The 19,403-nt window shown below is 74.4% G+C and carries 16 protein-coding genes; 7 read left to right on the top strand and 9 right to left on the bottom strand.

Going from position 1 to position 19,403, the window contains the following annotated elements; genetic code table 11:
- Positions 1-36: 36 nt before the first annotated feature.
- From ACNAVT_RS28350 to ACNAVT_RS28375, 6 genes are all read right to left on the bottom strand, one after another.
- Positions 37-840, bottom strand: coding sequence for an endonuclease/exonuclease/phosphatase family protein (locus ACNAVT_RS28350; protein WP_416300612.1), 804 nt, complete (start codon positions 838-840; stop codon positions 37-39).
- Positions 841-850: 10 nt separating this feature from the next.
- Positions 851-2,341, bottom strand: a complete 1,491-nt coding sequence (locus tag ACNAVT_RS28355; protein WP_416300613.1) for a phosphatase PAP2 family protein — start codon at positions 2,339-2,341, stop codon at positions 851-853.
- A 72-nt stretch (positions 2,342-2,413) separates the two neighbouring features.
- Positions 2,414-3,415 (bottom strand): YihY/virulence factor BrkB family protein, encoded by a 1,002-nt coding sequence (locus ACNAVT_RS28360; protein ID WP_416300615.1) that lies wholly within the window; start codon positions 3,413-3,415, stop codon positions 2,414-2,416.
- Entirely contained in the window at positions 3,408-4,415 is a 1,008-nt protein-coding gene (locus ACNAVT_RS28365) for a diacylglycerol/lipid kinase family protein (RefSeq protein WP_416300617.1), read from the bottom strand. Before ACNAVT_RS28365 ends, ACNAVT_RS28360 begins: the two co-directional genes overlap by 8 nt.
- A 118-nt stretch (positions 4,416-4,533) precedes the next feature.
- A complete protein-coding gene (locus ACNAVT_RS28370) occupies positions 4,534-5,109 on the bottom strand; it encodes a Clp protease N-terminal domain-containing protein (protein WP_416300636.1) in 576 nt (191 codons plus the stop codon).
- Positions 5,109-5,345, bottom strand: coding sequence for an HTH domain-containing protein (locus tag ACNAVT_RS28375; protein WP_073836364.1), 237 nt, complete (start codon positions 5,343-5,345; stop codon positions 5,109-5,111). Before ACNAVT_RS28375 ends, ACNAVT_RS28370 begins: the two co-directional genes overlap by 1 nt.
- Before the next feature lie 113 nt (positions 5,346-5,458).
- Between ACNAVT_RS28375 and ACNAVT_RS28380 the strand changes: the two genes are divergently transcribed.
- The 4 genes from ACNAVT_RS28380 to ACNAVT_RS28395 all read left to right on the top strand — a co-directional run bounded on the left by ACNAVT_RS28380 (position 5,459) and on the right by ACNAVT_RS28395 (position 10,653).
- A complete protein-coding gene (locus ACNAVT_RS28380; RefSeq protein WP_416300619.1) occupies positions 5,459-6,256 on the top strand; it encodes a PP2C family protein-serine/threonine phosphatase in 798 nt (265 codons plus the stop codon).
- Between the two features lie 155 nt (positions 6,257-6,411).
- The gene (locus tag ACNAVT_RS28385; protein WP_416300621.1) at positions 6,412-7,236 is read left to right on the top strand and encodes a universal stress protein; all 825 of its coding nucleotides are present in this window, start codon (positions 6,412-6,414) and stop codon (positions 7,234-7,236) included.
- 127 nt (positions 7,237-7,363) lie between these two features.
- Positions 7,364-9,766: a phosphoketolase gene (locus ACNAVT_RS28390; RefSeq protein ID WP_416300623.1), complete on the top strand. Its 2,403-nt coding sequence runs from the start codon at positions 7,364-7,366 to the stop codon at positions 9,764-9,766.
- On the top strand, positions 9,763-10,653 hold the full coding sequence (locus ACNAVT_RS28395) for a universal stress protein (protein WP_416300625.1): 891 nt from the start codon (positions 9,763-9,765) through the stop codon (positions 10,651-10,653). The genes ACNAVT_RS28390 and ACNAVT_RS28395 overlap by 4 nt, the downstream gene beginning before the upstream one ends.
- Before the next feature lie 37 nt (positions 10,654-10,690).
- Here the strand turns inward: ACNAVT_RS28395 and ACNAVT_RS28400 are convergent, their stop codons facing one another.
- Complete coding sequence (locus ACNAVT_RS28400; RefSeq protein WP_416300637.1) at positions 10,691-13,027, bottom strand: heavy metal translocating P-type ATPase; 2,337 nt, start codon at positions 13,025-13,027, stop codon at positions 10,691-10,693.
- 252 nt (positions 13,028-13,279) lie between these two features.
- Between ACNAVT_RS28400 and ACNAVT_RS28405 the strand changes: the two genes are divergently transcribed.
- Positions 13,280-14,287: an Acg family FMN-binding oxidoreductase gene (locus tag ACNAVT_RS28405; protein ID WP_416300627.1), complete on the top strand. Its 1,008-nt coding sequence runs from the start codon at positions 13,280-13,282 to the stop codon at positions 14,285-14,287.
- A gap of 92 nt (positions 14,288-14,379) precedes the next feature.
- Entirely contained in the window at positions 14,380-16,050 is a 1,671-nt protein-coding gene (locus tag ACNAVT_RS28410) for a GAF domain-containing protein (protein WP_416300638.1), read from the top strand.
- 55 nt (positions 16,051-16,105) lie between these two features.
- Here ACNAVT_RS28410 and ACNAVT_RS28415 read toward each other — a convergent pair whose 3' ends face one another.
- A complete protein-coding gene (locus ACNAVT_RS28415; protein WP_387420642.1) occupies positions 16,106-16,744 on the bottom strand; it encodes a response regulator in 639 nt (212 codons plus the stop codon).
- Between the two features lie 189 nt (positions 16,745-16,933).
- On the opposite strand from ACNAVT_RS28415, the gene ACNAVT_RS28420 reads away from it, so the two are divergent.
- Positions 16,934-17,908: an Acg family FMN-binding oxidoreductase gene (locus ACNAVT_RS28420; RefSeq protein ID WP_416300628.1), complete on the top strand. Its 975-nt coding sequence runs from the start codon at positions 16,934-16,936 to the stop codon at positions 17,906-17,908.
- A 63-nt stretch (positions 17,909-17,971) separates the two neighbouring features.
- Here ACNAVT_RS28420 and ACNAVT_RS28425 read toward each other — a convergent pair whose 3' ends face one another.
- The gene (locus ACNAVT_RS28425; RefSeq protein WP_416300629.1) at positions 17,972-18,979 is read right to left on the bottom strand and encodes an NAD-dependent epimerase/dehydratase family protein; all 1,008 of its coding nucleotides are present in this window, start codon (positions 18,977-18,979) and stop codon (positions 17,972-17,974) included.
- Positions 18,980-19,403 lie beyond the last annotated feature (424 nt).

The following is a 19,403-nucleotide window of genomic DNA, read 5'->3' on the forward strand; positions in this document are numbered from 1 at the left end:
GGCGTCAGCGGCGCAGGCCCAGGGCGGACGGCCGGCTCAGTCGGGGGCCAGCGCCAGCTCGGCGACGACCGGATAGTGGTCGGAGGCGGTGTCGGCGTCCCCACCCCGGACCACCCGGACCGCGCGGGTAAGGGTGGCCAGCTCCGGGGTGGCGAGCAGGTAGTCCAGGCGCGTCGCGGCGAACTCGGCCCCGCCGTACCGGGTCGGCACGGTCGGCCCGTCCGGCTCGCCGCGCCCGGCGTGGTGCCACAGGTCGACCAGACCGGCGTCGAGCAGCCGGGACACCGCGCGGGTGTCGACGGTACGGCCGTCGCGGCGCAGGTGCCGCCGCCGGTAAAGGGTGGGCAGGCCGGCCAGCCGCGCGGTGTGGTCGACGGCCGGGTCGAGCGTGTTCAGGTCCCCGGCGAGCAGGGCGAGCGGGCCTCCGGTGCGCCGGATCGCCACCGCGAGCCAGTCCGCCTCCATCCGCCGCCGCCCGCCCGAGTACGGGTTCAAGTGGGTGCTGAACACGGTCAGCGGCCCCGCCCCGGTGGCCACCTGCACCCGGGCGGCGGCGTGGTGGAAGGGTCGGCGTACCCGGCCGGAGCGGAGCACCCGCAGCGGCGCGCGGACCAGCACCGCGACCGGCTGCCCGAAGCAGGAGCGGGCCAGGTGGGGCACCATCCCCAGCCGGCCCGCCAGCTCCGCCATCCGCCGGTCCCGGTGGAGGCCGCGCAGCTCCTGCAGGGCCAGCACGTCGGGGCGCTGCGCGGCGACGACCGCGACGATCCGGTCCCACCGGTCGGTCCCGTCCCGGTCCCGCCCGCCGGTCAGGATGTTCCAGGTCATCACCCGCAGCATCGGCGTCCGGTCATTCCTCGCGGCCGGCCCTGGCCAGCTCGTCACCCAGCTGGTGCACCTGCTCCGACTCGATGGCCGGCCGGTTGCCGTCGCGCAGGTCGGCGTTGGGGCGGACCACCCAGTGGAGCAGCCCGATCCAGAGGGCGCCGAGCAGGATCGCGCCCATGAAGTCGGTCGGGTGGTGCATGCCCCGGTACATCCGGGAGACGGCCACCCCGACCGGCATGATCACGGCCAGCGCCACGAAGAGCCACCGCCACCAGCGGTCGGTCCGGGGGAAGACGATGAGTGCGATGGCGGCCCACAGGCAGATGGTGGCCGCGATGTGCCCGGACGGGTAGGACGAGGTCGGCAGGTGGCCGTCCAGGTTCGCCACCGGCGGGCGGGGTCGCTCGACCACCCGCGCGGTGACGAGGAAGAGGCTCAGCTCGCCGAACATCGCCAGCACCACGAAGAGCACCGGCCGCCAGCGCTTCCAGACGGCCAGCACCAGCGGGCAGAACACCAGCGAGACCAGCAGGATGGCGTGGGTATCGCCGAACTTGCTCCACCACCAGCTCAGCTCGGTGAGGGGGTCGGTGCGCCGGGCCGCGAACCAGCGCGGCACCTCGGTGTCGAGGGTGTCGAAGAACGTGCCCTTGGCGTGGTAGCTGACGTACATGCCGAAGGCGTAGAGGACGCCGAAGACGAGCACCCAGCCGACCAGCAGCTCGGCGACGGACGAGCGGGGGTGCTCCAGCACGCGCTCCTCGTCCGGCGCCGGGGTGATCTCCTCCCCCGCCTCCGGCTCCAGGCCCTCGCTGATCGGCGGCACCGGGCGGCCGCGCTCGCGCCGCCACAGCCGGAAGGCGTACGCGGAGACACCGAGCCAGGCCGCCCCGAGCAGCCAGCCGCCGAGCACGTCGGAGACGAAGTGCACGCCCAGCGCGATCCGGGTCAGCCCGATCAGGAAGACCAGCACGCCGACGACGGCGATGGCCGGCTTGCGCCAGCGCGGCGCCATGGCCGGCAGGAAGACCAGCAGTAGCGCCCCGTACGCGACGAACGAGCCGAGCGCGTGCCCGCTGGGGAAGCTGTTTCCGGGTGCGTGGGTGATCGGCACGTCGACGACCGGGCGAAGCCGTCCGACCAGCGCCTTCAGGGACGGGTCGAGGATCAGCCCGCCGACCCCGGTGATGATCAGGTAGACCGCCAGCCGGGCCTGGCGACGGATGAGCAGGCCGACCACCGCGATGGTGACCAGCCAGATCAGCACCGGCCGGCCGCCCAGGTCGGTGATCGCCCGGAGCACGGTGACCAGGGCGTGGTGCGGAGCCACCAGCCCGTTGAACCACGCCGCCGCCTCCCGGTCGGCGTGGTAGAGCGGCCCCCAGTGGAACCGGACCAGCATGAGCAGCACGCCGAACCCGACGCCCGCGCCGGCGACGGCGAGCAGCCCGGCGACGCTGCGCCCGGCGAACTGGCCGAACGGCCGTCGCGTCATCTCTCTGACCGCAGTCACCCCGCACCTCCCCTTGTCTGCCGCGAGGCGCGCTGTACCCGGTTCGAGGTCCACGTACACCCTCGCGGATCGTCAGCGGGCGGTTGTCTCGCCGACGCCGACGGGCTCCGGGCGCTCGGCCTCCGGCTCCCAGTGGTCGGGCTGGGCGGGCTCCGCCACGCCGATCCGCATCGCCTCCAGCTGGGCGGCGAAGGCCAGCCCGCCGAAGAGGGCCATCCCGGTCAGGTTGGCCCAGAGCAGCAGGGCCATCATCCCGGTCAGCGCGCCGTACGTCTGGCCGAAGCCGCCGCCGAACTTGACGTACGCCGCGAGCAGCAGGCTCGCCAGCCACCAGAGCACGGTGGCGAATCCGGCGCCGAAGAGCAGCCAGGACAGGCCTGGCTGCTTGCGCCGGGGCGCGTGCCGGAACAGCACCGCCACGGCCAGCACGGTGAGTCCGAGGCTGAGCGGCCAGCGGATCACGTCCCAGCCGGCGTTGGCGACGGCACCCCACTCGTAGTGCCGCTGAACGGAGTCGCCCATCGCCCGGCCGCCGACCAGGATCAGGAATCCGGCCAGCGCGGGCACGCCGGCGGTCACCGCGAGGACGGCGGCGCGGACGTACTTGGCCAGGGCGGGCCGGTCCCGCTCGACGCCGTAGATGCGGTTCGCGCCCCGCTCGATCTGGGCCATGGTGCTGGTGAGCGCGACCAGCCCGGTCAGCAGCCCGAGGAACAGCGCCAGCTCACCGGCGCGCTCGGTGTGCTCTCCGTCGGCGAGCAGCTGGTGCACGACGGACTCGCTCTGGCCGGGGGTGAGCGCGAGAACGGTGTCGGCGACCACCTTGCCGCCCTGCTCGGCACCGAGGTCGGTGATCAGGCCGGTGAGCGCGATCAGGAACGGCACCACGGCCAGGCAGAGCTGCAACGCCAGCGCCCGGGAGTGGCTGAAGCCGTCGCCGTAGCGGAACCGGATGAAGGCGTCCCGCAGCAGGCACCAACCGCCGTGGCGGCGCAGGGTGTGCCAGGCGTCGTCGGCGGAGAGCTCGTACTCCGCCATCAACCCGGTCTCGGGGACCAGCTTGGTGCTACTCACGGCGGGCCTCCTCGACCAGGCGCTCGCCGCGCTCGGCCGCCGCGCCGGCGTCCACCGACAGGTCGGGGTCGCGCTGCGGCCGCGGTACGCACAACCACAGCGCCCGGGGTCGGATCTCGGCCGTCAGCGACCGGCCCGGGTCGATCAGGTCCCCGTCGAGCTGCCGGGGCTGGGCCCGGTTACTGGTGATCACGACCTTCCGGGCCCGGAACACCTCCATCCGGGGCACGGAACCGCGCCGGCGGACCAGGGCCCACGCCATCGCCAGCCAGTGACCGAGCGTACGGGGGGTGAGCACCGCGACGTCGAACCAGCCGTCGTCGGGCTCCGCGTCGGCGAGCAGGCGTACCCCGCCCTGGAGCCGCCCGACGTTGGCGACCAGGACCGAGCGTGCCCGCCGGCGCAGCGACGGGCCGCCGTCGAGCCGGATGGCGACCCGCATCGGCCGGTCCCGCAGGTGCTTCGCGGCCCCTACGAGGTAGGCCGGCCAGCCGATCCGCTGCTTGGTCGTCTCCGAGGTGGCGTCGAGCATCTGCGCGTCGAAGCCCATCCCGGCCATCACGGCGAAGGACTGCTCGCCGACCGCGCCGACGTCGAGCCGCCGCCTCCCGCGTTCGACGGCGACCTCCAGCCCGGCGGCCAGCTCGTTGGCGAGGCCGAGGTTGGCGGCGAGCAGGTTGCCGGTGCCCTGGGGCAGCACGGCCAACGCCACGTCGGTGCCGGCGAGCGCGGTGACGCAGGCCCGCACCGTGCCGTCGCCACCGCACGCGAAGACGACCTCGGCCCCGGCCCGTACCGCCTCCCCCGCCTGGCCGCGACCCGGGTCCTCGACCGTGGTCTCGTACCAGGCCGGCGCGGGCCAGCCGGCCGCGGCGAGGGCGCCGTCCACCGTCCGGCGGAACTCGTCGAGGTCGGCCACCTTCACCGGGTTGACCACCACCGCCGAGCGCGGCGCGGGATTGTCCGCGGGCACCGGGCCCTTGTCGTCTCCACCGTCCACGGCGTCAGTGTGCGGCACCTGCGACGGGTCGGCGAGTCGACGGAGGCCGATGTTGCGTGGACCGCAAACAGGTTTCAACCGGGGCGCCGCCGGGTGACGCGCTCCGCGTCGTGGGGCGTCAGGCCGCCGTCCGCAGTGCCGCCTCCACCCGCCGGCGCAGGTCGTCGAGCTCGACGCCGGCCTCGGTGAGCACCAGCGCGGCCAGACCGTTCCCCTCTCGGAGCAGCCCGAGCAGGATGTGCTCGGTGCCGATGTGGCGGTGGCGCAGCCGGATCGCCTCGCGCAGGGAGAGCTCCAGTGCCTTCCGCGCCCGGGGCGAGAACCGGCCGTCGTCGTGGCGGCGACCCCAACGGCGGCGCGGCGCGGGTGCCGCCTCGCGCAGCGCGTCGGGGCCGAAGGACTCCTCGATCCGCGCCACGATCGCCGCGAGATCGATGCCGATCTCGCGCAGCGCCGCGGCGTCGGCCTCGCCGAGACCGTCGACTCCGGGGGCGACGTGCCGGGCCACCGCGGCGCGCAGTTCTTCGGCCCGGACGCCACACTGCGCCAGCACCCGGACGGCCAGGTTGTCGCCGTCGGCGAGTACGCCGAGCAGCAGGTGCTCGGTGCCGACCGGACGCCGGCCCTCGGCGCGGGCCTCGTCGAGCGCGTGACGCACCACCGTCCGGGACCGGTCGGTGAACCGTTCGAACATCACGCCTCCCAGCTTCCGGGCACCGCCGGTCGCCCGGCGTGCTTCTTGTGGACCGCCTGCCGGCTGACCTCGAGCGCGTCGGCGATCTCCTGCCAGGACCAGCCCTGCCGTCGGGCGTTGTCCACCTGGACCACCTCCAGCCGCTCGAGCAGCCGGCGCAGGGCGAGCACCGCCCGGAGCCCGACCTTCGGGTCGGTGCTGCCGGCGGCCGCCGCGAGTTCCGTCGCCTGACTCATGCTGTCAACATAGGTTGACAGCGAGGGTTTGTCAACCCTGGTTGACAAACGCCGTGTGCCGACACGGCGGCGACGCGCCGGGCAGAGCCGCTGGGCGGTGTTACGGTCCGCTGATGTTCCGCCACCGCTCCCTGGACCGCCCCGTCGAGGCCGCCCGCCGGCTGACCGTCGGGCGGCTCACCCTGGAAGTCGCCGGCGGCAGTGTGGTGGGGCACCACTACCCGGAGAACTTCGACGTCCTGCACGTCGACCCCGAGCTGCCGCTCGCCGCCGTCGCCGACGGCATGGGCGACGGGGAGGGCAGCCGGGCCGCCGGCGCCACCGCGATCGCCACGTTCGTCGAGCGGATCCACGCCGGCTGGCCGGCCGTCGGTGCGCGCGAGCTGCGCGCCGCCACCGCCGAGACCCAGCTCCGGGTACGCCAGGTCGGGGCGGGCCTGGCCGGGCTGACCGGCTGCACGCTGACCGCCCTGGTGGCCGAGCCCGACGGCGGGCAGGGCTGGCTCGTCCAGCTCGGCGACTCGCGGGCGTACCGGCTGCGCGACGGGCTGCTGGAGCTGATGACGGTCGACCACACCATGGCCTGGCTGGGCGTGCTGCACGGCTGGTGGCCGGCGAACTCACCGGAGGCGGCCCGGGCCCGCTACCAGCTGCTGCGCTACGTCGGGCACCCGGACAAGCCCGAGCCGGACGTGCTGGCCGTCCCGCTGCGTACCGGCGACACCTGGCTGCTCTGCACGGACGGGGTCAGCGACCAGCTCGGTTACCACCAGCTGCGGGACCTGCTGGCCGAGCGGGACCCGGCCCAGGTGGCCCGCACCCTGCTCACCGCCACCCTGAACGAGGGCGGCGACGACAACGCCACCGCCGTGGTGATCCGCATCCACCCCACCGTCCCCACCCCCCGCTGACCCACCCCGCAGGCCTGTCTCGGCGACCTGCGCGGCACCGGCTTCACGATCACCGAGGATGGCGGCCGGGACGGCGGGTTCCGGAGTCTTGGTCCGGGTGGGGGGGCTGCGCGACTACCGTGGGTGAGGGGAAGGCGGTTGGGAGGTGAGGCGGGATGGCCGCACCCACCCGGAGCCCGGTGGTGGTCGGTGTCGGCTGGTCGGAGGAGGACCTCCAGGTGGTCCGGACGGCCGCCGGAGAGGCCGCCGCCCACGACCGTCCACTGCACCTGCTGCACGCCTTCAACTGGGCGGCCGCCCTGGCCGAGCCGTCGGCGGGCGGACCTCGCGCCGCCGCCGAGGAGCTGCTCGAACGCGCCGGGCAGGCCGCCGCCGAGGTCGAGCCGACGCTGCCGGTGACCGATGAGATCGTCGAGGGCGCACCGGTCGAGGCGCTGATCCGGGCCGCCGAATCGGCGTTCCTGGTGGCCCTCGGTGACGGCGGGATGGCGAACTGCACGGGCTGCGTACCGACCGACGCCCCGGCCGTGCAGCTCGCCGCGCGGGCCGACTGCCCGGTGCTGGTGGGCCGGGCCGAGCCACCGCCGCAGGGGCCGGTGCTGGTGGGCGTGGACGGGTCGGAAAGCTCCGACGCCACCCTCGGCTACGCCTTCGACTGCGCTGAGCAGCGCGGGGCACGGCTGGTCGCGATCCGGGTCGTCGAGCCACACCGCCACGACGACGGCGACGACCTGCTCGCCGAGGCGGTCGCCCGCCACGGCCGCCAGCACCCCACGGTGGCCGCCGAGTGCCACACCGTCCGCGGTGAACCCGGCACCGTCCTGCTCGAACAGTCCCGCTCGGCGCAGGTCGCCGTGGTCGGGGCGCGGGGCGAGGAACCGTGGCGGGGCATGCTGGGCCCGGTCAGCCAGACCCTGCTCTACCACTCGCCGGCGCCCGTGATCGTCGTCCGTGGACTCGACACCGAGAAGGGGACATGACGCCCGCGCCTCCCGGGACCAACGGCCCTGATCAATTCCCCGGCCAGGGGGCGACGCTGGACCGGCCCGGACGGATGTTCCGCCTTCGGGTGGCAGAAGACCCCGAGCCGCGAGAGGCTATTGCAGCATGGACACCGCTCTCGACCTGCACGGCCCACTGACCGAAGACGAGCTGCGCCGGCTTGACGCCTACTGGCGGGCGGCGAACTACCTGACCGTCGGGCAGATCTACCTGCTCGACAACCCGCTGCTCCGCGAGCCGCTCAGGCCGGAGCACGTCAAGCCGCGGCTGCTGGGCCACTGGGGCACCAGCCCGGGGTTGAACCTGATCTATGCCCACCTCAACCGGGTCATCGTCAACCGCGACCTGAACGCCATCTACATCACCGGCCCGGGGCACGGCGGTCCGGCCATCGTGGCGAACACCTGGCTGGAGGGCACCTACAGCGAGCTCTACCACTCGGTGACCCGGGACGAGACGGGGATGGCCCGGCTCTTCCGCCAGTTCTCCTTCCCCGGCGGCATCCCCAGCCACGTCGCGGCGGAGGTGCCGGGTTCGATCCACGAGGGCGGCGAACTGGGGTACGCGTTGAGCCACGCCTACGGCGCCGCGTTCGACAATCCCGACCTGCTGGTGGCCTGTGTGATCGGGGACGGCGAGGCGGAGACCGGCCCGCTGGCCGGGAGCTGGCTGTCCAACGTCTTCCTCAACCCGGCCCGGGACGGGGCGGTGCTGCCCGTCCTGCACCTCAACGGCTACAAGATCGCCAGTCCGACGGTGCTGAGTCGGATCCCCGCCGAGGAGCTGCTCGAACTGATGCGCGGCTACGGCTACCAGCCGTACGTCGTCGAGGGCGACGACCCGACGCAGGTGCACCAGAGCCTCGCCGCGACGCTGGACCGGGCGGTCGACGAGATCGCCGAGATCCAGCGCCGAGCCCGCACCGGCGGCGTGGTCGAACGCCCCCGCTGGCCGATGATCATCCTCCGTACGCCGAAGGGCTGGACCGGCCCGCAACAGGTCGACGGCAAGCAGGTCGAGGGGACCTTCCGGGCCCACCAGGTGCCCGTCGACGGGGTGCGAAAGAGCCCGCAGGCCCTTGCCGAGCTGGAGCGCTGGATGCGCAGCTACCGACCGGAGGAGCTCTTCGACGCCACCGGCGCCCCGGTCGCCGAACTGACCGAACTGCCCCCGCGGGGTAACCGGCGGATGAGCGCCAACCCGGTCACCAACGGTGGCATCGTGCAGCGCGACCTGGACCTGCCGGACTTCCGCGCCTACGCGGTCGACGTCGAACAGCCGGGCCAGCCCGTGGCCGGCTCCACGGGCGTGCTCGGCCCGTGGGTCCGCGACGTGATCACCGCCAACCCGCAGAATTTCCGCCTGTTCGGCCCGGACGAGGTCGCCTCCAACCGGCTGGGTGCCGCCTTCGAGGTCACCGACCGGGCATTCGTCGGCGGCACGGTCCCCGGCGACGACCACCTCTCGCCCGACGGCCGGGTGATGGAGGTGCTCTCCGAACACCTCTGCCAGGGCTGGCTGGAGGGCTATCTGCTCACCGGCCGGCACGGCATCTTCACCAGCTACGAGGCGTTCATCCACATCGTCGACTCGATGGTCAACCAGCACGCCAAGTGGCTGAAGGTGACCCGCGGCATCCCCTGGCGGGAGCAGCTCGCCTCGCTGAACTACCTGCTGTCCAGCCATGTCTGGCGGCAGGACCACAACGGCTTCTCGCACCAGGACCCGGGCTTCATCGACCATGTGGTCAACAAGAAGGCCGAGGTGGTCCGGGTCTACCTGCCGCCGGACGCCAACACCCTGCTCTCCACCATGGACCACTGCCTGCGCAGCCGGCACTACATCAACGTGGTGGTGGCCGGCAAGCAGCCGGCGCCGAACTGGCTGACCATGGACGAGGCCATCCAGCATGCTCGGCGCGGGCTGGGCATCTGGGACTGGGCCAGCACCGACCAGGGCACCGAGCCGGACGTGGTGCTCGCCTGCGCCGGTGACGTGCCGACGCTGGAGACGCTCGCCGCGGCCGACCTGCTCCGCCAGCGCCTGCCCGAGCTGAAGGTCCGGGTGGTCAACGTGGTCGACCTGATGCGCCTGCAGCCACCGTCGGAGCACCCGCACGGCCTGCCCGACAACGAGTTCGACACCATCTTCACCCGCGACAAGCCGATCATCTTCGCGTACCACGGCTACCCGTGGCTGATCCACCGGCTCACCTACCGGCGGACCAACCACGACAACCTGCACGTCCGCGGCTACAAGGAGGAAGGCACCACCACCACGCCGTTCGACATGGTGATGCTCAACGACCTGGACCGCTTCCACCTGGTCATCGACGTCATCGACCGGGTGCCGGGGCTCGCCCCGCGCGCCGCCCACCTGCGCCAGGAGATGGTCGACGCCCGGCAGGCCGCCCGCGACCACACCCGCGAGCACGGCGAGGACGATCCCCGGGTCGCCGAGTGGCGCTGGATCCGGGAGACCGAGCCCGGCCTGCGGGGCGGACAGTGAACCCGGAGGCGGCCGTTGCGGCCGACCGCGACGCGATCCTGGTCGGCTACGACGGCTCGCCCGACGCCATGGTGGCCCTGAACTGGGCGCTGGACGAGGCGGGCCGCTCGGGCCGTCCGGTCCGGCTGGCGTACGTCTTCGAATGGCTGACGGTGGCCGGCTGGGTCGGCCCCGGGGTGGCTCCCGGGATCTGGCCGGACGAGAACGCCCGGCGGCAGATCGAGGACCTGGTCCGTAAGGCGGCCGCGAAGGCCGCCGCCGAGCGGCCGGGTCTCACCGTGCAGGGCGAGGTCTTCGACGGCCCGCCCGCCCTGGTGCTGCAGGAACGCTCGGCGGAGGCGGAGATGCTGGTGCTCGGCAGCCGCGGGCGCGGCGGCTTCGGCGGCCTGCTCGCCGGCTCCACCTCGGTCTCCGTCACCGCCCACGCCCACTGCCCCGTGGTGGTGGTACGCGAGGGACAGCTCGCCACCTCCGGTCCGGTGGTGGTCGGCGTGGACGGTTCCGAGCCGTCGTTGCTGGCGCTCGGGTTCGCCGTCGAGCGGGCCGCGCAGCGGGACGTGCCGCTGCGGGTGCTCCGGGTCTGGGGGCCACCCGGTGACCGGTGGGTGGCGTCCGGCTTCGACCGGGAACAGGCCACCGACACCGAACGGGCGGCGGTCGAGGAGGAGCTGACCCAGTGGCGGAAGACCTTCCCGGACGTGCCGGTCGAGGTCCGGGTGACCCCGGGCAACCCGGCCGAGCTGCTGGTCGACGCGAGCCGGGAGGCGCAGCTCGTGGTGGTCGGCAGCCGGGGCCGGGGCGGGCTGCGGGGCATGCTGCTCGGCTCGGTCAGCCAGCAGCTCATCCACCACTCGCACTGCCCGCTGGCGGTGGTCCGGGAACGCTGAACCGCACCACTCGCGGCTCGCGGCGGCGCCCCGACCCTCACGGGCCGGCGGGGGCCGAGCCCTCCTCCGGGTTCAGCGAGAAATACTCCTCCTCTTCCTGGGCCAGGTGCAGCCGGAGCAGGGCGTCCAGCCCGTACAGGGCGGCGAGCAGGTCGGGGACCTCCTCGGGGCGCAGCCGGCCGTCCGGGTGCTGGGCCAGGTGACCGCCGATCCGGTCCACCATCCGACCGATCTCCACATGCCCCCGGCTCATCGTCGAGGTCGCCTCCTCGCTGCCGAGTGGGCCGGCCAGGGCCGGATAGAGGTGCCGTTCCTCGGCCGCCTCGTGCGGCAGCACCTCGTCGACCAGCCGGCCGTGGACCTCGCGCAGCGCCGGTACGCACTCCGCCGCGTCGGGGCGGGTCGCCACCAGGTCGGCGGTGTCGCGCAGCCGGTCCAGCACGTCGCGTACGCCGCCGTGCTCGGCGGCGTACCGCTCGAGAAGCTCCCGGGTCTCCGGCGGGAGGTCCCGGCGGCGCAGTCCACCCCGGAGGGCGCGCAGCGCGTTGAGGATCACCAGCACGTCGATGCCCTCCTGGAGGAACGCGCCGGCGAGCGGGGGCAGCCCCCCGGCAGCGGCGGCCACCATCGCGACGACGGCCAGCCCCATCCCGACGGTGGCACTCTGCACCGCGATGCGGCGCACGTAACGGGCGATCTCGACGGCGTCGGCCAGCCGGTCCAGCCGGTCCACGGTGAGCACCGCGTCGGCCACGTCGGCGGAGGCGGTCGCCCCGGTGGCGCCCATCGCCACCCCGACGTGCGCCTCGGCCAGCGCCGGCGCGTCGTTCACGCCGTCGCCGACCATCACGGTCACCGCCCGCCCGGACTCCTCCTTCACCCGCGCCACCTTCGCCTGCGGCGAGCACTGGGCGATCACGTCGTCCACGCCGACGATCCGGGCGACCTGCTCGGCGGTGCGCGGCCGGTCGCCGGTGACCATGATCAGCCGCCCGAGGCCGGCCTGCCGCAGCCGCCGTACGGTACGTCGGGCGTCGGGGCGTACCGGGTCCTCGAGCAGGATCGCGCCGAGCGGGGCCCGGTCGTCGCTGACCCAGACGGTGGAGCGGCCGGCCAGCTCGGCGCGCTCGCGGACCCGGCGGGCCCACTCGGGGGGCTCGCCGGCGAGCTGGCCGACGCGGACCAGGCGGCCGTCCACCCGGCCGGTCACCCCCCGCCCCGGCTCCTCCGTGACGTCGGTCGGCTCGACCAGCGGCAGCCGCTGCTCGCGGGCCTGCCGGACCAGGGCGGCGGCCAGCACGTGCGGGGAGAGCTGCTCGACGGAGGCGGCCAGCCGTAGCACCTCGTCCCGGTCGCCGCCGGGCGCGACCACCGTCTCGGCGGCGCGCGGCCGGCCGGCGGTGAGCGTGCCGGTCTTGTCCATCAGCAGGGTCCGGGCGCGGCCGAGCTGCTCCAGCGACCCGCCGTCGCGGACCAGCACGCCGCGGCGGGCCACCCGGGACAGCCCGGAGACGATCGCGATCGGAGTGGCCAGCAGCAGCGGGCAGGGGGTCGCCACCACCAGCACCGCCACCGCCCGCAGGAACTGGCCGGAGAGCAGCCAGGCCGCCCCGGCCAGCAGCAGGGTGAACGGCACGAAAGCGGCGGCGTACCGGTCGGCGAGCCGGACCATCGGGGCCTTACGCGCGGTGGCCTCCTCGGCGAGGCGGACAATCCCGGCGTACGTGCTCTCCGCCGCGCTCTTGCGGGCCCGCAGGCCGAAGCCCGCGCCGGCGTTGACCACGCCGCTGGCCACCTGCTCGCCCACACCGCGGGTGACCAGCTGCGACTCGCCGGTGACCACCGACTCGTCCAGCGTCGCCGGCTCCTCGACGGTCCCGTCCACCGGCACCACGTCGCCGGGACCGACCACCAGCCGGTCCCCCACCGCCACCCGGTCCAGCGACACCACCTCGATGCCGCCGTCCGGGGTACGTCGGCGCGCCTGCCGGGGGGCGCGTTCCAGCAGCGCCCGCAGGTCCCGGGTGGCGCGGCGCTGCGCGTAGCCCTCCAACGCCTGCCCGGTGGCGACCATCACGGCGATCACCGCGCCGGCCAGGTACTCCCGGACCAGCAGCGCGCCGACCAGCGCCAGCACGGCGATCACGTCCACCCCGAACTGCCGGCGCCACAGCTGCCGCAGGGTCGTCCACCCGGCCGGCAGCAGCGCCACCAGGGTCACCGCCACCCAGACCAACTGGGCCGCACCCCGCAGCCCGGCGACCCACAACCCGGCGCCGACCAGCACGGCCAGGGTGAGCAGCGTCAGCGGTGCCCACTCGACGACGCCAGGTCGCGGCGCGGCGTCAGACGCGCCGAGCTGGAGTCGTCGCAGCCAGTCCACCCGGCGCCGCCGCACCGGCCGCTCCGGTACGCACTCGCGCGGTTCCGCTCCCACCTGCGGATCGTTTCAGCGGCGCACGTGGTCGGGCAGGGCAACACGGGTAATCCGGCGCGGGCCGAAGGGCCCGGATGCGGCGGGCCCTGCGGGCCGTGCCTCCGAGCGCCGCATGCCAGAGGATGGGGGAGGCAACACCCGGACTGGGCCGGGGTGGGGCACGATGGGAGAAACGGAAAGGGCGTGACGATGAGCCACGAGACGCCGGCCACGGGCCGCGCGCTGACCACCGCGCTCGCGGAGGCCGCCGCGACGTCCGGTCGTGCCCCCTCGGTGCACAACACGCAGCCGTGGCGCTGGAAGGTCCTCCCCGACGCGCTGGAGCTGCGGGTGGTGCGGGAGCCGCGGCTCTCCGCCACCGACCCGGAGGGCCGGCTGGTGACGCTGAGCTGCGGCGCGGCGCTGCACCACGCGTGCGTGGCGCTGGCCGCCGAGGGCTGGACGGCGGCGGTGGAGCGGATGGCCGACCCGAAGCAGCCGGAGCTCCTCGCCCGGCTCACCGGGTTCCGGCGAACCGGGGCGGACCCGGACGCGATGCGCCTCGTGCAGTGCATGCAGGTCCGGCACACCGACCGCCGACCGGTGAGCGACGAGCCGGTGCCGGGCGCGACGCTCGACGCGGTCGTCGAGGCGGCCCGCGCGGACGGCGTGCGGCTCCAGGTGCTCAACTCGGACCAGGTGATGGATCTGGCCGCCGCCGCCTCGCAGGCCGGCACGGTCGCGGCCGAGGATCCGGAAACGCGCGAGGAGCTGGACTACTGGACCAGCCGGGCCGACACCGGCACCGGGCTGCCGCCCGAGGTGCTGCCCGAGCAGGCCCCGCAGACCACCGTGCCGGGCCGGGACTTCGGCCGTCCCGGCACCCTGCCGGTCGGCCCCGGGCACGACCGGGCGGCCTCCTACGGGATCCTCTGGGGCATCGAGGACGAGCCGGACAACTGGCTGCGCGCCGGCGAGGGGCTCTCCTCCGCCTGGCTGACCGCCACCCGGCTCGGGGTGTCCGTGGTGCCGCTCAGCGGCGTGGTGGAGGTGGAAGGCACCCGGCAAACCGTGCGCCGGCTGCTGGCCGGGCTCGGCTTCCCGTATCTGGCGCTGCGGCTGGGGCTCGCGGACCCGGCGCACGCGGGGCCGCCGCACACCCCGCGGCTCCCCACCGAGCAGATCGTCGACACCTCCGCGGTCCGCGGCGGCGCCTAGCGGGTTCGTTCCCGACGGACACCGGGCGATAGCATCGGCCGGTGTCCAGCGCACCGAATTCACGGCACGAGCACCTCACCCCGTCACTGGGGCTGACCCCGCTGTCCCGGGTGCAGCTCGACGAGCTGCTCCAGGAGATGCTGGATCGGGTCGGGGAGGTGGTCACCAGCCGGGAGCGGCTGCGCGCCCTGCTCGACGCGGTGGTGGGCATCAGCACCGACCTCGACCTGCGCAGCACCCTCCAGCGGATCGTGCAGTCGGCGTGCGAACTGGTCGGCGCCCGGTACGGCGCGCTCGGGGTGATCGGCGCCGACCGGCTGCTGCACGACTTCATCATCCACGGGATCAGCCCGGACGTGCACGCGAAGATCGGCGACCTGCCGCACGGTCGGGGTGTGCTCGGCCTGCTCATCGACGACCCCCGGCCGCTGCGCATGCCGGACATCACCCAACACCCCCGGTCGTACGGCTTCCCGCCGCACCACCCGCCGATGCACAGCTTCCTCGGCGTGCCGGTGCGCATCCGCGAGCAGGTCTTCGGCAACCTCTACCTCGCCGAGAAGCAGGGCGCGGCCGAGTTCACCGAGGACGACGAGGAGATCGTGGTGGCGCTGGCCGCCGCGGCCGGCGTGGCGATCGAGAACGCTCGCCTCTACGCTCTCGCGCACCGACGGGAACGCTGGCTGGCCGCCACCGCCGAGATCACCTCGGTACTGCTCGGCGAGGTACGGCGTACCGACGCCCTGGCCCTGGTGGCCCGCCGGGCCCGGGAGGTCGCCGAGGCGGAGCTGGCGCTGGTGCTGCTCTACGACGAGGACGAGGGCCAGTTCACCGTCGAGGTGGTCGACGGCGCGGACAAGGCCGCCCGGGAGCTGGTCGGTGCGGTGCTGCCGGCCGTCGAGACCACCTTCGCCGCCTCGGTCACCGAGCGCCGGCACGAGCTGCTGCCGGACCTCGCCGAGGCGGCCCCCTGGCCGGGGCCGGTGGTCTCCGGCCCGGCGGTGGTCTCCCCCCTCGCGGCGGCGGACACCCTGCACGGCGTGCTGGTCATCGCCCACCGCCCGGACAGCGGCCGCGCCACGGACGACGACGTGGCGCTGCTGGGCAGCTTCGCCGGCCAGGCGGCGCTGGCCATGGAGCGGGCCCGCGGCCAGGAGGAGCGGGAGCTGCTGGTGGTCCTGGAGGACCGCGAGCGGATCGCGCGGGACCTGCACGACGTGGTGATCCAGCGACTCTTCGCCACCGGCCTGCAGTTGCAGAGCGGGGCGATGAACGCGCGCCCCGAGGTGGCCAAGCGGATCAACGCGGCCGTCGACGACCTGGACGCCACCATCCGGGACATCCGGCGGACCATCTTCGAGCTGCGCACGCCGATGAGCGCCGCACTGCGCACCGAGATCCGCGAGGCGATCGAGGTGGCCGCCGAGTCGCTGGGCTACCGGCCGGGCCTGGACCTCGTCGGCCCGATCGACAGCGCCGTCCCGGACGAGCTGCGCCCCGAACTCACCGCCGTGCTCCGGGAGGCGCTCTCCAACGCCGTACGCCACGCGGACGCCGACAGGGTGTCGGTGACGGTGCAGGTCGACGCCGGCCGGCTGACCGTGACGGTCACCGACGACGGGGTCGGCTGCGACCCGGAGGCGGCCCGCAGCGGCCTGGTGAACCTGCGCGAGCGGGCCGAACGCCTCGGCGGGGATTTCCAGCTCAGCCGGGTGACCCCGCACGGCACCGAGGTGCGCTGGAGCGTCCCGCTGGGCGACTGAGCCGCGCCTGGGCCGGGCGTCGACCGTTCGGCGCCGTGAGTGCCGCCGAGCGCCGTCAGTGCCGTTGGCCGAGCAGCCGGGTGGCCAGCACCGCCGCCTGCGTACGCCGCTCCAGACCGAGCTTGGCCAGCACGCTGGAGACGTAGTTCTTCACGGTCTTCTCGGCCAGGAACATCTTGCCGGCGATCTCCCGGTTGGTGAGCCCCTCGGCCACGTACTCCAGGATCCGCCGTTCCTGCTCGGTGAGGGACTTCAGCTCGCGCGGCTGCTCGACGCCACTGCGGATCCGCTCCAGCACCCGGGTGGTGATCGCCGGGTCGAGCAGGGACTGCCCGGCCGCCACCCGACGGACCGCGTCCACCAGGTCGGTGCCCCGGATCTGCTTGAGCACGTACCCGGCGGCGCCCGCCATGATCGCGGCGAAGAGCGCCTCGTCGTCCTCGTACGAGGTGAGGATCAGCCCCTTGATCGAGGAGTCCACGGCCCGGATGTCCCGGCACACGTCGATGCCGTTGCCGTCGGGCAGCCGGGCGTCGAGGATCGCCACGTCGGGGTGGAGCGCCGGGATGCGGCGGGCCGCCTCCTGGGCGGAGCCGGACTCGCCGACCACCTCGATGTCGCCGCTGCTGGTGAGCAGGTCGGCAAGGCCACGGCGGACGACCTCATGGTCGTCGAGCAGGAACACCCGGATCATCCGTCCTTTCTACCGCGCCGCCCCGGCTTCGCGCACGGGTCGAAGGTCCCGACTGCGACGCGGCGGCGGCGGGCAGTCGGGCCCGCCGAGATGGGGACCTCCGGCCCTGCTCACGAAACCCCTGGTTGCCGCACTGTTGGAGGGGAATCGACCCGGGTCGGCACGGCCTGCCACGGAAGGAGCAGCACCATGACCATCGGCTTCACCGTCGAGCAGTTGACGGCCGTCGCCAGCGACGCCGTCCGGGCGCCGTCCCTGCACAACACCCAGCCGTGGCGGTTCCGGCTGCGCGACGGCGGGATCGAGTTGTCCGTCGACCCGCTGCGCCGGCTGCCGGCCACCGATCCCAGCGGCTGGGGCGCCCGGATGGCCTGCGGGGCGGCCCTGTTCAACCTGCGGCTGGCGCTCGCCGTCGCGGGCACCCCGGCGTCGGTCCGGCTCCGCCCGTACCCCGCCGACCCGAACGTGGTGGCCCGGCTGGTCCCGGACGTGCCGCGCCGGCCCACCCCCATCGAGCAGAGCCTGTACGGGGCCATCGGCCGCCGATTCAGCAACCGCGCCCCGTTCTGGCCCGACCCGGTCCCCGCCGAGGTGCGGTGGCGACTCGGCGAGGCCGCCCGGGCCGAGGAGGGCTGGCTGGAGCTGCTGATCGGCACCGGCGCGGTCAACGCGTTCGCCGAGATCGCCCGCAGCGCGCACCGGGTCCTCGAACGCGACCCCGCGTACGTGGCCGAACGGGTCGCGTGGATCCGCTCCGAGCCCTCCTCCGACGGCGTGCCGGCTGCCGCCGGCGGGCCGCAGGGCGAGCCGCAGGACCTGCTGCCGCAGCGCGGGTTCGGGGGCCGCAACCGGGCGCCGGGCCGGGACTTCGAACCGGAGCCGCTGGTCGCGGTGCTCGGCTCGGCGGGGAACACCGCCACCGACCAGATCATCGCCGGCCAGGCCCTGCAGCGGGTGCTGCTCACCGCGACCGACGCCGGGCTGAGCGTGTCGATGATCTCCCAGCCGATCGAGGTGCCGGGGGCGCGGGAGGCGCTGCGGCTGTCTCTGGGCCGGTTCGGCACCCCGCAGATGGGGATGCGGATCGGGTACGGGCAGCCCGGCGCAGCCACCCCGCGCCGCCCGGTCGACGAGGTGCTCGACCTGCCGGTGGCACAGGCCTGAGACCGTACGTCGGCCGGCACCAAGGCCTGGGAGCCCTCGGGACCCCGGCGGGTCCGGTACCGGTCAGGCCGCCCGGGCGACGGCGGCCAGCAGTTCCGCCTCGCGCTCCGGGTCGAGTCCCACCGGGGCCCGGGCCGGCCGGCCGGCGCGGGGCGGCACCTGGCCCACCTCGCACAGCCAGCGCCAGGTGTCGGCCACCGTCTCGGTCACCGGCCGGCAGGCCAGCCCCGCCGCGTACGCCCGCTCGACGCCCCGCTCCTGCAACCAGCGGTACTCGTGCCCCGCTGGGACCCAGATCGGCAGGTCGTTCCAGGGCACCACGCCCGCGGCCAGGATCGGCGCCGGATCCGTCCAGCGCAGCGTCGCGTCCGAGCCGGTCACCGCCATCGCCGTGTCGAGCAACTCACCCATCGTCGTGTGCCCGGTCCGGCTGACCACGTTGTATGCCCCGCCGATGCCCTCGGCGCACCTGTCGAGCAGCCAGATCGCCAGGTCCCGGGCGTCGACGTACTGCACCGGCAGGTCGTGCGGGCCGGGGGCCAGCACCTCCCCACCCCGGGCGATCCGCCGCAGCCACCACGGCAGCCGGCCGATGTCCTCGCCCGGTCCGAGGATCAGTCCGGCACGGGCCAGCAGCGCCCGCTCACCGAAGACCTCGACCGCGGCCCGCTCCCCGCCCGCCTTGAGCTGCGGATAGTCGCCGTCGACCGCATCGGCCGACGCCTCGACGACCGGCGCGTCCTCGGCCGAGCCCGGCTGCACCGGCTCCGCGTAGACCGAGCCGCTGGAGACGTAGCCGTAGTGTCCGACCGAGCCGGCCAGGGCCCGCGCGGCGTCCCGCACCGCCCGGGGCGCCCCGTCCCAGGTGTCCACCACCAGGTCCCACTCGCCGCCGGCGAGCGCCGCCAGCCCGTCCGGCACCGTGCGGTCACCCCGCAGCCGGTGTACGCCCACCGGCACTGCACCGTGCCGGCCGCGGTTGAACAGCGTCACCGACCAGCCGCGACGTACCGCCTCGGTCACCACGGCCCCACCGACGAATCCCGTTCCGCCCAACACCAACAGCCTCATGCGTCCCACCATGCCCGGTGTCGTACGGATCGGTGAGCGATGTTCACGGTGAGCGGATCTGCCCAGGGCAGAAGCTGGCCGGCTCTCCCTGTCGCCGATGTGGGGTGGGTTTCCGGTGGGCGCGGCTGTCCTCAGGTCGGGTCTGGCACCGGGTGTCCGGTTTCCGGGTGGCGGGCGGCATCCCGGGGCTGGAATGGTGGGCGGCCGGGGGTCGTTGAACCGGGTGCACGGCCGAGGAAGACGCCCCCGCGAGGCCGGGGTGTGCGGGCCCGGAATGATGCTGGGCCGCCGGTCGTTGTACATGGTCCCGGCGCCGCGAAGAGGCGATCTCGCCCCGCAGGCCGCTGGTTGAAGACTTTCCCCCCTTTGCTTTTTGGCGCCTGACGGTGCTTGCGCACGTGCTGGTTCCCCCCGGGACCGGTGC

This window comes from Micromonospora sp. SL4-19 (genome assembly GCF_047921475.1).
In the GTDB taxonomy this organism is placed as follows: Bacteria; Actinomycetota; Actinomycetes; order Mycobacteriales; family Micromonosporaceae; genus Micromonospora.